Genomic DNA, 14,904 nt, shown 5'->3' on the forward strand with positions numbered 1-14,904 from the left:
GCAGGAGCTGGTGATCGGCACGCCGGAGGCCAACCGTGGCCGGCTGGAAACCGAATCGCTGGTCGGCTTCTTCGTCAGTACGCTGGCGCTGCGCATCGATCTTCGCGACGATCCGGATCTGCCGACGCTGATCGCGCGGATCCGCCACACGGTGCTAACGGCGCAGGAAAATCGCGATCTGCCGTTCGAGCAGGTGGTGGAGCTGGTCAATCCGCCGCGCCACCTGGGCTATACCCCGCTGTTCCAGGTGATGCTGGCCTGGCAGGACGGCTCGGTGCGCGATATTCCGCTGCCTGGGCTGCAGGCCGAGTTGGCCGGGCTGGAATACAGCGCGGCGAAGTTTGATCTGACGCTCGATCTGGCCGATACCGGCGAAGGCATCAGCGGTACGCTGAACTTCGCCACGGCGTTGTTCGATCGCGCCACCGCCGAACGCTACGGCGTTTACCTGGTACAGGCGCTGCGGGCGATGACGTTGAATAGCCCACGGTCAGTATCCCATATCGATTTGTTGCCGCTCGCCGAACGGGAGCATCTGCTGCATGGCTGGAACCGCACCGAGCGTGACTACCCGCTGGATCAGACGCTGGCGGCGCTGTTCGAGCAGCAGGTGCGCCGCACGCCGGACGCCACCGCGCTGGTGAGCGGAGCGGAAAGCCTGAGCTACGCCCAGCTGAACGCCCGCGCCAACCGGCTGGCGCACGCGCTGATAGCGCGCGGCGTCGGCCCGGACAGCCGGGTGGCGGTGTGCGCCGAACGCGGCCTGAACATGGTGACGGCGCTGTTCGGTATCCTCAAGGCCGGCGGCGCCTATGTGCCGCTCGATCCGGCCTATCCGGGTGAACGCCTGCAGTACATCCTGCAGGATGCCGACCCGGTGCTGCTGCTGGCGGATGCCGCCGGCCGGGCGGCGCTGGGCGAGCCTGCGACGCCGCAGCTGGCGCTGGAGGCGGCGCTGCCGGATACGCTGAGCGCCGAGAACCCGGAACGGCGCGCGCAGGCGTCGCACCTGGCGTACGTGATTTACACCTCGGGCTCGACCGGTAAACCGAAGGGCGCGATGAATGAGCACCGCGGGGTGGTCAACCGGCTGGTGTGGATGCAGGAAGCCTACGGCCTGACGGCGGCGGACACGGTGCTGCAAAAAACGCCGTTCGGCTTCGACGTCTCGGTGTGGGAGTTCTTCTGGCCGCTGATGGTCGGCGCGCGTCTGGTGATGGCGAAGCCGGAAGGGCACAAGGATCCGGACTACCTGAGCCGCGCGATCGAACAGTACGGCGTCACCACGCTGCACTTCGTGCCGTCGATGCTGCAAAGCTTCCTGGCGGACGGGCAGGCGGCGACGCGCTGCGGCCAGGTGGTGCGGGTGATGTGCAGCGGGGAAGCGCTGCCGGCGGCGCTGGTGGCAGAGTTTTACCGCCGGCTGCCGCAGGCGGAGTTGCATAACCTGTATGGGCCGACGGAGGCGGCGGTGGACGTTACCGCCTGGCACTGTTCGCGGGAGGCGGACCGGGTGTCGGTGCCGATCGGGCGGCCGATCGCCAACACGCGCATCTACCTGCTGGACGAGCACGGGCAGCCGGTGCCGCTGGGGGCGGTGGGCGAGCTGTATATCGGCGGGGTGCAGGTGGCGCGGGGCTACCTGAACCGGCCCGAATTGACGGCGGAGCGCTTCCTGAGCGATCCGTTCGCGCCGGGCGGGCGGATGTACCGCACCGGCGACGTGGCGCGTTATCTGGCGAGCGGCGACATCGAGTACCTGGGGCGCAATGACCAGCAGGTGAAAATCCGCGGCTTCCGCATCGAATGCGGGGAGATAGAGGCGGTGCTGGCGGCGCACCCGGCGGTGCGTGAAGCGGTGGTGGATGCGCGGGCGGTGGGCGACGACAAACGGCTGGTGGCGTGGGTGGTGCCGGCCGCCGGCGTGGCAGAAGAGACGCTGGCAGGCGCGCTGCGGCAGCATGTGAGCGCGGCGCTGCCGGACTATATGGTGCCGTCGGCCTGGGTGGTGGTGGCGGCGTTGCCGCTGTCGCCGAACGGCAAGCTGGATCGTCGGGCGTTGCCGGAACCGCAGGGGGCGCAGAGCCAGGCAGCGTACGAAGCGCCGCAGGGTGAACACGAAACGCTGCTGGCGGCGATCTGGCGCGAGCTGCTGAACGTGGAGCAGGTAGGTCGCCACGATAACTTCTTCGAACTGGGAGGGCACTCGCTGTTGGCGGTACGTCTGACCAACCGTCTGCAGCAGGTGGAATGGCAGCTGCCGTTGCAGACCCTGTTCGCCAACCCGACGCTGCTGGCGTTGGCGCAGCAACTGCGGAGAACCGATGAGGCGCTGCCGCCGATCGAGGCTATGCCACGCGGCGCCGAGTTGCCGCTGTCGTTTGCCCAGCAGCGTTTGTGGTTCCTGACGCAGTTGGAAGGCCTGAGTGAAACCTACCATATTCCCCTGGCGCTGAGCCTGCGCGGCGAGCTGGATCTGCCCGCCTGGCGGCAGAGCCTGGATGCGCTCTATGCCCGCCACGAAGCGTTGCGCAGCCGGTTTGTCACCGTCGAGGGGCAGCCGCAGGCGCACATTCTGCCGGCAGACGCGCTGCCGTTGACGGTTCACGATCTGCGCGGGCGGCAGGATGCTCAGAGCCAGGCGCGGCAACTGGCGCAGCGCCTGACGGAGGCGCCTTTCGATTTGACGCAGGGGCCGCTGGTGCGCGCCGCGCTGATCCGCCTGGCGGATGAGGAACATCTGTTCCTGCTCACCTGTCATCACATCGTCTCCGACGGTTGGTCGACCGGCATTCTGCTGCGTGAACTGGGGGCGTTGTACGGGGCTTTCCGTCGCGGCGATACCGATCCGCTGCCGCCGCTGACGCTGCAATACCCGGATTACGCCGCCTGGCAGCGTCGCTATCTGACGCCGGAGCGGCTGGCGGCGCAGGCGCAATACTGGCGCGAAACGCTGAGCGATGCGCCGGCGCTGCTGACGCTGCCGACCGACCGGCCGCGTCCGACGGTGCAGTCTTTCAGCGGCGGAGAGGTGCCGATCGCGATCGACGCCGAGCTGACGCAGGCGCTGCGGCAGTTCAGCCGGCAGCATGGCGGCACGCTGTTCATGACGGTGCTGGCGGCCTGGAGCCTGGTGCTGGCGCGCATGGCCGGGCAGCAGGAGCTGGTGATCGGCACGCCGGAGGCCAACCGTGGCCGGCTGGAAACCGAATCGCTGGTCGGCTTCTTCGTCAGCACGCTGGCGCTGCGCATCGATCTTCGCGACGATCCGGATCTGCCGACGCTGATCGCGCGGATCCGCCACACGGTGCTGGCGGCACGGGAAAATCGCGATCTGCCGTTCGAGCAGGTGGTGGAGCTGGTCAATCCGCCGCGCCACCTGGGCTATACCCCGCTGTTCCAGGTGATGCTGGCCTGGCAGGACGGCTCGGTGCGCGATATCTCGCTGCCTGGGCTGCAGGCCGAGAGTGCCGAGTTGGGCTATCAGATCGCCAAGTATGATTTGACGCTCGATCTGGCGGAGCGCGATGAGCAAATCAGCGGTACGCTGAACTTCGCCACCGCGCTGTTCGACCGCGCTACCGCCGAGCGTTACGGCGTTTACCTGGTGCAGGTGTTGCGGGCGATGGCGACAAATGCTACGCAGCCTGCGTCGCATCTCGATCTGCTGCCGGCTGCCGAGCGCGAACTGTTGTTGTACGGCTGGAACCGAACCGCGGAAGTTTATCCGGCGCAGAGCAGTGCCCACGTCCTGTTTGAACAGTGGGCGCAGCGCACGCCGGACGCCGTCGCGGTGGTGAACGATCGGGACAGCCTGAGCTATGCCCAATTGAACGCCCACGCCAACCAACTGGCGCACCAACTCATCGCACAGGGCGTGCGCCCGGGCGATCGCGTGGCCACGTCGCTTGAACGCAGCGTTTCTCTGGTCATCGCCCAGCTGGCGATCCTCAAGGCGGGGGCTGCTTATGTGCCGCTCGATCCGCACCTGCCCGTTGCGCGGCAGGCGTGGATCATCGGCGACAGCGGGGCGTCGTTGATCCTGTGCGATCGCGATCTCGACCGCGAGATAGCCGGCGAGATCGCATGCCTGCGTATCGATCGGCTGCGGCAGAATCCGACCCACGATCCGGCGGTGCCTCGCGCCGGCGACGCGCCGGCCTACATCATGTATACCTCGGGCTCGACCGGTACGCCTAAAGGCGTCATGGTGACGCATCAAGGCATCCTCCGGCTGGCGATCAACAACCGTTTTGCGTCGTTTGAACGCGGCGATCGCTTCGCTTTCGCCGCCAATCCGGCGTTTGACGCCAGCACGCTGGAAATGTGGGGAGCCCTGTTGAATGGCGCCAGTCTGGCAATCATTGCGCCGGAAGTGTTGACGGAAGCCGAGGCGTTGGCGGCGGCGCTGGTGCGGCAAGGGATTAACGTCTTGTTCCTGACCACCTCGTTGTTTAACCAATATGTCCATAGCATCGCCGCGACGCTGGCGCAGTTGAAATATCTGCTGAGCGGCGGTGAAGCGGCGGATCCGCACGCCTTTGCCCGCATGCTGAAAGAGGCTGGGCCGGTACGGCTGATCAACGGTTATGGGCCGACCGAGTGTACGGTGTTTGCCACGACGGCCACGATCGAGCGGGTGGATCCCTGGCAGCGTTTGCCTATCGGGCGGCCAATCGGCAATACCCGGATTTATCTGCTGGATGCGCACGGGCAACCGGTGCCGCTCGGCGCGACCGGCGAGATCTACATCGCCGGCCCCGGAGTGGCGCTGGGTTATCTCAACCGCGCAGAGTTAACGGCAGAGCGATTCCTGGCGGATCCGTTTAACCCAGGCGAGCGGATGTACCGCACCGGCGATCTGGCGCGCTATCTGCCGGACGGCAATATCGACTACCTGGGACGCAACGATCGGCAGGTGAAAATTCGCGGCTTCCGCATCGAATGCGGTGAGATCGAGGCGCGAGTGGCCGGTCACCCGGCGGTGCGCGAAGCGGTGGTGGATGTCCTCGGCGAAGCGGACACTAAGCGGTTGGTGGCCTGGGTGGTGCCGGAGGCTGACGCGGATCGCCAGACGTTGGCGGTGACGCTGCGACAGTATCTGGCGGGGATGTTGCCGGAGTTTATGCTGCCGGCGGCCTGGGTGGCGCTGGATACGCTACCGCTGACGCCGAACGGCAAACTGGATCGGCGCGCGCTGCCTGAGCCGCAGGAGGACGCCTACGTGCGTGAGGTTTACGCCGAACCTGAAGGCGAACTGGAAACGCTGCTGGCGGGGATCTGGCGCGAGCTGCTGGGCCTTGAGCGGGTCGGGCGCCACGATAACTTCTTCGAATTGGGCGGCCACTCGCTGCTGGCGGTGAAGTTGATGGCGCAGCTGCGCCGTGTCGGATTGAGCGCCGGGGTGCAAACGCTGTTCACCGCGCCGACGCTGTCAACGCTGGCGCAGACGTTGGTCACGCAGCAGGAAGTGAGCGTGCCGGCCAACGGTATCCTACCGGGCTGCGTAGCCATTACGCCGGAGATGTTGCCGCTGGCGACGCTGAGCCAGCCGGAGATCGACGCGGTGGTAGCGCAGGTGCCGGGCGGCGTGGCCAACGTACAGGACATCTACGCCTTGTCGCCGCTGCAGGAGGGGATTTTGTTCCACCATCTGCTGGCGGAACGGGGCGACCCGTACCAGCTGTCCGCGGTGCTGCGTTTCGACAGCCGTGCGCGCCTGGACGCCTGGCTGGCGGCGATGCAGCAGGTGATCGATCGCCATGACATTCTGCGCACCGCGTTCATCACGCAGGGCGTGTCATCGCCGGTGCAGGTGGTGTGGCGCAAGGCCGAGTTGTCGCTGCGAGAACTGCGGCTCAATCCGGCGGAGGGCGAGATCGGTTCGCGGCTGACGGCGTTGTTTGATCCGCGCCGCGTGCGGCCTGACCTGACGCGCGCACCGTTGCTGAGCTTTGTCGCCGCACAGGGGGAAGAAGGCAGTTGGTGCGTGCTCCAGCAGTGGCATCACCTGATCGGCGACCACTCGACCCTGGCGGTGATGCAGGAGGAGATCAACCTGATCCTGGCCGGGCGCGGGGACGAACTGGCCAAGGCGCCGCCGTTCCGCAACGCGGTGGCGCAGGCAAGGCTCGGCGTCAGCAAGGCCGAACACGAACAGTTCTTCCGCACTATGCTGGCGGATATCGATGAACCGTCGTTGCCGTTCGGCCTGAGCGACGTGCATGGCGAAGGGCGGGATATCTCGACGGCGCACCTGGCCTTACCGCATACGCTCAACCAACAGCTGCGGCGGCAGGCGCGGCGGCTGGGCGTCAGCCTGGCCAGCCTGTGCCACCTGGCCTGGGCGCAGGTGTTGGCGCGCGCTACCGGCCGCGATGAGGTGGTGTTCGGCACCGTATTGTTGGGCCGCATGCAGGCCGGAGACGGGGCGGAACGGGCGCTCGGATTGTTTATCAATACTCTGCCGCTACGGCTGGATGTCAACGAGGTCGGCGCGGAATCGGCGGTGTTGCAGGCGCACATCCGGCTGAGTGGGCTGCTGGCCCATGAGCATGCGCCGCTGGCGTTGGCGCAGCGCTGCAGCGGCGTCGCCGCGGGCACGCCGCTGTTCAGTGCCCTGCTGAACTACCGGCATAACAGCGGCGAGGACACCGCATTGCCGACCGGCGTGACGCTGCTCGATAGCCAGGAACGTACCAACTATCCGTTCGTGCTGTCGGTCGAGGATGGCGGTGATTCGCTGGGCCTGACGGCGCAGGTCAGGCAGCCGATTGAAGCGCAGCGCGTGTGCGGCTATATGGCGCAGGCGTTGAGCGCATTGGCGCAGGCATTGGAGCAGGCGCCTCAGACACCGGTCTGCGAACTGGAGGTGATGCCGGATGAAGAGTATGCGCTGCAGCTGTGCCGCTGGAATCATACGGCGGAAGCTTACCCGGCGGATACCTGCGTGCACGAACTGTTTGAACAGCAGGCGCGGCAGACGCCGCAGGCCATCGCTTTGATTCAGGATGCGCAACGGCTCAGCTACGCACAGTTGAATGCGCGCGCCAACCGGTTGGCGCATCGGCTGATTGAGCGCGGCGTACAACCGGGCGACCGGGTCGCGGTGCGGCTGGCGCGCAGCATCGAACTGGTCTGCGCCCAATTGGCGGTAATCAAGGCCGGGGCGGCGTATGTCCCTATCGATCCGCAACTGCCGGCCGCGCGTCAGGCGTGGATCGCCGATGACAGCGGCGCCTGCCTGATGCTGACGGACGCCGTCGGCGACGAAGGCATTCCGCAGCTGACGGTCGAGGATCGCGAAGCTGAAGGTCATGTCGGTAACCCGGCGTTGCGCGTGTCGAGCGGCGCGACAGCCTACATCATGTATACCTCCGGCTCGACCGGGACGCCGAAAGGCGTCATGACGCCGCACCAGGGGATCACGCGTCTGGTGCGCAACAACCGCTACGCCGCCTTTGACGCCGACGACCGCATCGCCTTTGCCGCCAACCCGGCGTTTGATGCCAGCACGATGGAGGTTTGGGCCGCTCTGTTGAATGGCGGTGCGCTGGTGGTGATCGCGCCGGAAGTGATGATGGAGGCCGAGCGTCTGGCGGCCGAACTACAACGCCATCGCATCACCACGCTGTTCTTGACCACCGCGCTGTTCAATCAGTATGTGCACAGCATCAGCGGCGCACTGGCGCAGTTGAAATATCTGATTAGCGGAGGGGAGAAAGAGGATCCGGGCGCTTATGCGCGGCTGTTGCAAGAGCGGGGGCCGGTGCACCTGATCCATGCCTATGGGCCGACGGAGACCACCACCTTTGCGACAACGGCACGTATCGAGCGGGCTGAAGGGGAGGCGCGCTTGCCGATTGGGAAACCGATCGGCAATACCCGCGCTTACTTGCTGGACGCCCGCGGGCGCCCGGTGCCGATGGGGGCGGTGGGGGAATTGCACATCGGCGGCGTGGGGGTGGCGTTGGGCTACCTGAACCGACCGGAACTGACGGCACAGCGCTTCCTGAGCGATCCGTTCAATCCGGTCGGTGGCGGCCGCATGTATCGCACCGGCGATCTGGCGCGTTATTTGCCGGACGGCAGTCTTGAATACCAGGGGCGATGCGATCAGCAGATCAAGCTGCGCGGGTTCCGCATCGAACCGGGCGAGATTGAGGTGCAGCTGGCGGCGAGCCCGTGGGTGCGGGAAGCGGTGGTGCAGGTTTGTTCGACGGAACATCATCCGCGCCTGGTCGCCTGGATCGTACCGACGGCCGACGTTGACCGCAGCGCGTTGCAGGGACAGCTACGGGCCTATCTGAGCGAACGTTTGCCGGAGTACATGGTGCCGTCGGCTTATGTCTGGCTGGATGCGCTGCCGTTGACCGCCAACGGCAAGCTGGATCGGCGCGCCTTGCCGGAGCCGGAGCGCGCGGCAGTCGGCACTCGGGAGTATGCGGCGCCTCAGGGGGAGACCGAAACGACGCTGGCGCGGGTATGGTGTGAGCTGCTCGAGATTGGCCAGATAGGGCGTCACGACAATTTCTTCGAGCTCGGTGGCCATTCGCTGCTGGCGGTGCGTCTTTCCAGCCAGCTGCGTCAGCAAGGCATCACCTTGCCGGTACAGGCGATCTTCAACCATCCGATATTGGCCGAGCTGGCCGAGCGGATAGATCGTCGCACCGCCGAGGCTCCGTTGCGTAAAGCGGTGCCGGCTCGCAGCAGCGGCAGCCGGCCGCCGCTGTTCTTCGTCCCGACCGGCTTTGGTGACCACTCCTACGTGTTTGAATTGGCCAAGGAGATCGACGAGACCTTCCCGGTCTACGCCGTGCCGTGGCCGGCGGTGGAGGAGAAGCCGGCCACCATGTCCGATATGGCCGCCAGCGCCGTGGCGTTGATTCGCGAAGTGCAGCCGCAGGGGCCATACCATCTGGCGGGGTACTCTTCCGGCGGGGTGTTGGCCTATGCCATCGCCGAGCAGCTGCAATCGGCCGGGGAAGCGGTCGCTTTCCTGGGGTTGATCGACACGTTGCGGCCGGTGGCGGCGATGCACAGCCCGGTCCAGCTGTTGCTGAACTGGGTGGAGTCAACGCAGGAAAGGCCGGATCCGCAGTTCTGTCAGCAGTTGGCTGAGCTGCCGTTGCCGGAGGCGATTGCGGCCGTGCAACGCGCCGGGATCAAGACTCAGCGTGAGGAAGTGGCCGACGAGGCGGCGCTCTGGCAGCAGCGGCACCACTACGCCAAACTGGTGGAAGCGACCCTGGTGCAGCCCGCATCGCTGAAAATCCATCTGTTCAAGGCGAAGCAGGAGCAGGTTTCCGTCAATTCGCAGAACGCACAGTTCCAGGCGTATTGGCAGAAGATCAAGCAGGCGGGATATTGCCGCGAAGACGCTTCCGCGTTGGGATGGGATAAGCTGCTGCCGCCGGCGACCGTCCGCGTCAGCCAGGTCAACGGCGACCATGTGTCGATGATGGAGCATCCGGTTCATCGGCGTGAGCTGGGGCAACACTTCAATCTGGCGTTGCGCGAGCTCGGACAGGCGTAAGCCGGCGGGATGTATCCGATGAGAAAGCCCTCGCAAGAGGGCTTTTTTTTTACCCGTTGGCGGCGGTTTTGACGAGCTCCACCACCAGCGGTGATAGCTCGCCGCGCAGCGCGGCGCGTTCCGACTGGAACAGCGTGGCGACATAAAAACGCAGGCCCGGCAGTTCGATGGCGCGCACGTCGCCTTCGCTGTCGTGGCCGCTGATCATCAGCGGGAAGCGCTCAAGATCGGCGACGAACTCCGGATTCACGCCGAAGTTGCAGTGGTAGCCTTCATGGGTGTTCAGGCTGCCGTAGGCCTGCGCGACGCGGGTCTCGGGCTGAAAAACGATGTCGCCGGTTTTCTCCACCAGCGAGCAGCTCAGCGGGGCGATCACCAACCGGCCGCCGCTGTCGGTTTCCGCATGGCCGGCGTCGTGCCAGCCCATCACGTTGCGGGCGTATTCGACGATGGCGTATTGAAAACCGCCGCAGGAGCCGAGGAACGGCACGTCGTTTTCCCGCGCATGACGGATCGCCATAAAGGCGCCGTCGTCGTAACGATACGGGCTGCCCGGCACCACCCAGATGGCGTCGAAATTTTGCAGCGTTTCGGGGGTGGTCAGGGTGTCGGTCGGTAGCCACTGGGGCAGCACGTCGATGTCGAGATGGGCGGCGGCGAGCCGGAGCGCCACGGGGATGGCCTGATGGGCCACGGCTTGCGGGTTGTAATCACCGACCAGAGCAATGCGAACTTGAGCTTTCATCATTTCCTTTCCTGTGCGGGTAAAAAAGGAGATTACAGGAAAGCGGGATCGTGAACCGCAGATTTTTTAAACGCTGCGCACAAAAAAGCCCGGCGTCGGCCGGGCTGGAAAAAGGGGTCAGTACAGCGACGGCGCGCCGACCGGCCGGGTTTTGAAGCGGCGGTGCAGCCACAGATATTGCTCCGGTGCCCGCAGGATCTCTTTCTCGATCACTTTGTTCATATAGGCCGCCGCCGCCTGTTCGTCGCTGAGCGGATAGTCTTCCAGGGCCGGTTGAATCAGCAGGTCGTAACCGCGGCCCCCTTCGCGGCGGATCAGCACCACCGGCACCAGCGCCGGGTTGGCCATGCGCGCCAGCATAAAGGTGCCGCTGGTGGTCGCGGCCTGATCGACGGCGAACAGCGGGGCGAATACGCTGCCGCGCGGGCCGTAGTCCTGATCCGGCGCGAACCACACCGCCTCGCCGCGCTTGAGTGCGTGCACCATGCCGCGCAGATCCTTGCGATCGATCATCGCCTTGTTGGAGCGCATACGGCCCTTGGTCTGGGCCCACTCCATCGCTTTGTTGTTGTGTGGGCGGTACATCGCCATCATCGGCTGACACAGGCCCATAGCCCGGCCGCCCAGCTCCAGCGACATAAAGTGCACGCCGATCACCAGCACGCCGCGATCGTCACGCTGCGCCAGGTTGAGGTGGTTGATGCCGGAGACGTTGAACCAGCGCTTGACGCGTTTATCCGGCCAGAACCAGGCCATGCCGGTTTCCAACAGGCCCATGCCGAGCGATTCGAAGTTGCCCACCACTTTGTGCTCGCGCTGCGCTTCGTCCATCTCGGGGAAGCACAGCTCGAGGTTGCGGCGGGTGATGGCGACGCGACGCTTGAGAAAACGCATCGAGGTACGCCCCATCCACACCCCCAGCCGGTAAAGCAACGGATAGGGGAGCTGGACCAGCAGGAACAGCAGGGCGAGGCCGAACCAGGTGAGCCAGTAGCGCGGGTGCAGCAAGGCCAGTTGAAATGCTTTGGCTGATTTCATAGAAACTCGTTTTATACGTTAAAAAGGGGCAGCAAGCTGTAACGCATAAAGGTTCCACTCGATAGCGATACGACCACTCAGACACCCGGGCACGACCAGGGTTTAGTCGGGATTCCATAATTGACTAAACATTTACATTCGAAGGGCGGTTTGCGCTGCTATCAGGCTTCGGAGGGATAGCTGTTGGCCAGCGGAGGCGGCTCTAGGAATGCTTATGCTAGCACAGGGTACGGGGTGTGGCGGAAGAGGGGCATGCGAATATTCTCATTCGCGTTGCCCCTAAGTTGAAGATTGGCGCGTTTTATAGGCTGGGAATGATAATCGCGGCGAAGATTGCAGCGATCACCAGCCATTTCAGCAGGTAGTAACCGCGGCGGTTGCGTGCTTTCAGGCGCTGACCGGCATCGCGCACCGCGTTGACGTATTTGAAGATGCGGTTGATGCCGCCGGTGCGGTCCTGGTCGTCGTTCGGCGAGCTGGCCGCCGACATCAGCGTAGAGCCGACCCAGTGGTTGACCGCCTGCGCCCAGCGCCACTTCATCGGCCGCTCGACGTCGCAAAATAGAATGATGCGCGTCTGGTCGGTGTCGTTCTGTGCCCAGTGCACGTAGGTTTCGTCGAAGATCACTGCCTCGCCGTCACGCCAGCTGTGCTGTTCGCCATCCACTTCGATGAAGCAGCGATCGTCGTTGGGCGTCATCAGCCCCAGGTGATAGCGCACCGAGCCGGCGTAAGGGTCGCGGTGTTTACCCAAATGGCTGCCGGGCGGCAGCTCGGCGAACATCGCCGCCTTGACCGACGGGATGCGGTTGAGCAGCTCGACGGTTTGCGGGCACAGCGTCTGCGCCGAAGGGTGACTGTCGCTGTACCATTTCAGATAGAAACGTTTCCAGCCGCGTTTGAAGAAGGTGTTGAAGCCGGCATCGTTGTGCGACTGCGCCTTTTTGATGTGATCCTGCAGGCGCACCGCTTCTTCGCGGATCACCTGCCAGTTGTCGGTCAGCGTCTGCAGCTCCGGGAAGCCTTTTTCGTCGAAATAGGGCTGTTTGGCGGGCAAACGGGAGAAACCGGTCATAAACATGTTGATCGGCCCCATAAAGGTGGAGTGATCGAACAGTTGGCGGGTAACCTTTTGTTTCTCTTTGCCGCGGGAGTGCGCGTAGAAGAAGCTGACGATGAAAATGCCGATAATGATCGCGGCAACCATAGAATCCATCCCTGTTAATGCTTGTTAAAAATTCATACAAATTATAGTTTTGTGACAGGAAAAATTTAACGTTTTCGTGCTTTTTGACCGGGATTCGCTCGAACGGCATAAAAAAATGAGAAATTTATTTTTAATAAAATTTTATATCGATTTTTTTGGTTTTAGTCCTATTCTTAAATCGTTCAAGGGGCGTTTCATGCCATCTTGTTTCATGACGAATGGCACGTATCTGAAAAAAGAGGGACTTATGAAGAAATCAATCATTGCCTTGTCTGCACTGCTGCTCGCTTCCCCGGTGTTCGCCGCTGAGACCGCGACCGACACCGCCGCTCACGCCAGCAACGAGGTCGTTGCCGAAGCGCACAAAGGGGCGGATACCGCCAAAGAAAAGCTGCACCAGTCTCAGGACAAGGGTGAAGAGCTGAAGCTGAAAGCCAAGCACGCCGCTGAAGGCAAGAGCGACAGCGTCGGCAGCAAAGTGAGCGAGGGCTCGCAAAAGGCCTGGCACTCCACCAAACAGGGTACGGAGAAGGCTTGGGATAAGACCAAGCAAGGGGCGGAAAGCCTCAAGAACAAAGCGACCGAGTAATTTGCTGTCGTCACAACAAGAGGGCCGGGTTTCCGGCCTTTTTTTATGGTTATAATCCGCCACGCTGATGTCGTGCTTTGTCGCCCTGATTAAAACGTGAGAGTATCCTTCATCGATTGGTGACTCCGTCGTAAGTAAGAAGGAAGCCCTATGAGGCCCTATTGGGTAAGGCGTTTATTTACACCTCCGCCAACCTGGACAGGCAGAGCATCGGTTATTTTGGGTCTGCTGGTGTTTGTGGTGTTGAGCGGGCTGGATAGCCTGGGTGTGGAGTTGGACGGGTGGAAGCGCTACGTGATGATCGCGGGCGTGGCGGGTATTTGCTATTTCATTGCCGGATATATTGATAAGCGCATTCCGCGTAAAGCCCCGCCAATGTAGGCACAGGCCAGAAAAAGAAAAAGGCGCTTATCAAATGAGATAAAGCGCCTTTTCAACACGTTAACTGACTAGTATCAGTTCATGCCGTATTTTTTCAGCTTCTTACGCAGCGTGCCGCGGTTGATGCCCATCATCAGGGCTGCGCGGGTCTGGTTGCCACGGGTGTATTGCATCACCATGTCCAACAGTGGCTGTTCAACTTCAGCCAGTACCAGCTCATACAGGTCATTTACGTCTTGACCGTTCAGTTGAGCAAAATAGTTCTTCAGTGCTTGTTTAACCGAGTCACGCAGAGGCTTTTGAGTCACCTGATCTTGTGAGTTAACGGTAGAAACGGTCAGTACGTCAGAATTTACGCGTTGTTCGAACATAGTTCTGTCAGCTCTTTTTTTACGCTAAGATTTTCGAAATATGCCTCCAACGCCTCCAGCTGTTCGCTGGCATCCTCTATGGCGTTGAATGTGCGCCGAAACTGGTCATTCGGAGCGTGTTCCTGGAGATACCAGGACACGTGCTTACGAGCAATCCGGAATCCCTTGCCTTGGCCATAGAAGCCGTGCAATTCCCGAATGTGCCCAATCAACAAGCGCTTCACCTCGCCAAGCGGCAGCGGCGGCAGCAGCTCCCCAGTGTCCAGATAATGCTGGATTTCCCGGAAGATCCAGGGTCTCCCCTGAGCAGCGCGGCCTATCATCAGGGCGTCGGCCCCGGTGTAGTCGAGCACTGCTCTGGCTTTATGCGGGTCAGTAATATCCCCATTCGCGATAATCGGAATGGAAACACTCTGCTTAACTGCCCGAATGCTGTCGTATTCCGCGTCGCCGTTAAACAGACAGGCGCGGGTTCGGCCGTGAATCGTCAGGGCCTGAATACCACAGTCTTCGGCCAGTTGGGCAATCTCTACACAGTTACGATGCTCTGGCGCCCAGCCGGTGCGAATCTTCAGCGTTACCGGCACATCCACCGCGTCAACCACCGCGTGGAGGATCCGTTTTACCAGATCCGGGTACTGCAACAAGGCGGACCCGGCAAGCTTCCGGTTCACTTTTTTGGCAGGGCATCCCATATTGATGTCGATGATCTGCGCGCCGCTGGCCACGTTGATACGCGCGGCGGCGGCCATATCATCAGGATCGCATCCGGCAATCTGCACGGAGCGGATCCCTGGTTCATCGCTATGCACCATACGCAGACGCGACTTATCCGTCCGCCACACCTCCGGGTTGGAGGAGAGCATTTCGGATACAGCCATCCCAGCACCCATTGCATGACAGAGGGTTCTGAACGGGCGATCTGTAATACCGGCCATCGGGGCCGCAATCAGGCAATTAGTAAGCTGGTGGTGTCCAATGCGCATAGACAAAGAGTGACCATACTGTGTCCGCAAGGGCGCGTATATTACGCATTTT

At 62.8% G+C, this 14,904-nt stretch carries 8 protein-coding genes; 3 read left to right on the forward strand and 5 right to left on the reverse strand.

Features of this window, described 5'->3' with window-relative positions; genetic code table 11:
* Positions 1–10: 10 nt before the first annotated feature.
* Positions 11–9,535 (forward strand): non-ribosomal peptide synthetase, encoded by a 9,525-nt coding sequence (locus AWX27_RS19965; protein ID WP_231734703.1) that lies wholly within the window; start codon positions 11–13, stop codon positions 9,533–9,535.
* 49 nt (positions 9,536–9,584) lie between these two features.
* Here AWX27_RS19965 and AWX27_RS19970 read toward each other — a convergent pair whose 3' ends face one another.
* From AWX27_RS19970 to lpxO, 3 genes are all read right to left on the reverse strand, one after another.
* Positions 9,585–10,283, reverse strand: a complete 699-nt coding sequence (locus AWX27_RS19970; protein ID WP_195892965.1) for a CTP synthase C-terminal region-related (seleno)protein — start codon at positions 10,281–10,283, stop codon at positions 9,585–9,587.
* A gap of 114 nt (positions 10,284–10,397) precedes the next feature.
* On the reverse strand, positions 10,398–11,318 hold the full coding sequence (lpxP, locus tag AWX27_RS19975; RefSeq protein ID WP_060424606.1) for a kdo(2)-lipid IV(A) palmitoleoyltransferase: 921 nt from the start codon (positions 11,316–11,318) through the stop codon (positions 10,398–10,400).
* Positions 11,319–11,619: 301 nt separating this feature from the next.
* Positions 11,620–12,525, reverse strand: coding sequence for a lipid A hydroxylase LpxO (gene lpxO, locus AWX27_RS19980; protein WP_060424607.1), 906 nt, complete (start codon positions 12,523–12,525; stop codon positions 11,620–11,622).
* A 247-nt stretch (positions 12,526–12,772) separates the two neighbouring features.
* Between lpxO and AWX27_RS19985 the strand changes: the two genes are divergently transcribed.
* Together AWX27_RS19985 and AWX27_RS25165 are read left to right on the forward strand one after the other, a co-directional pair.
* Positions 12,773–13,114: a hypothetical protein gene (locus AWX27_RS19985; RefSeq protein WP_016930249.1), complete on the forward strand. Its 342-nt coding sequence runs from the start codon at positions 12,773–12,775 to the stop codon at positions 13,112–13,114.
* Positions 13,115–13,264: 150 nt separating this feature from the next.
* On the forward strand, positions 13,265–13,495 hold the full coding sequence (locus AWX27_RS25165) for a hypothetical protein (RefSeq protein WP_141960366.1): 231 nt from the start codon (positions 13,265–13,267) through the stop codon (positions 13,493–13,495).
* Between the two features lie 74 nt (positions 13,496–13,569).
* Here AWX27_RS25165 and fis read toward each other — a convergent pair whose 3' ends face one another.
* Positions 13,570–13,866, reverse strand: coding sequence for a DNA-binding transcriptional regulator Fis (fis, locus tag AWX27_RS19990; protein ID WP_000462905.1), 297 nt, complete (start codon positions 13,864–13,866; stop codon positions 13,570–13,572).
* Entirely contained in the window at positions 13,848–14,852 is a 1,005-nt protein-coding gene (dusB, locus tag AWX27_RS19995) for a tRNA dihydrouridine synthase DusB (protein ID WP_004936856.1), read from the reverse strand. Before dusB ends, fis begins: the two co-directional genes overlap by 19 nt.
* Positions 14,853–14,904 lie beyond the last annotated feature (52 nt).

It is taken from the genome of Serratia sp. 2880STDY5682894 (assembly GCF_001537385.1).
In the GTDB taxonomy this organism is placed as follows: Bacteria; Pseudomonadota; Gammaproteobacteria; order Enterobacterales; family Enterobacteriaceae; genus Serratia; species Serratia nevei.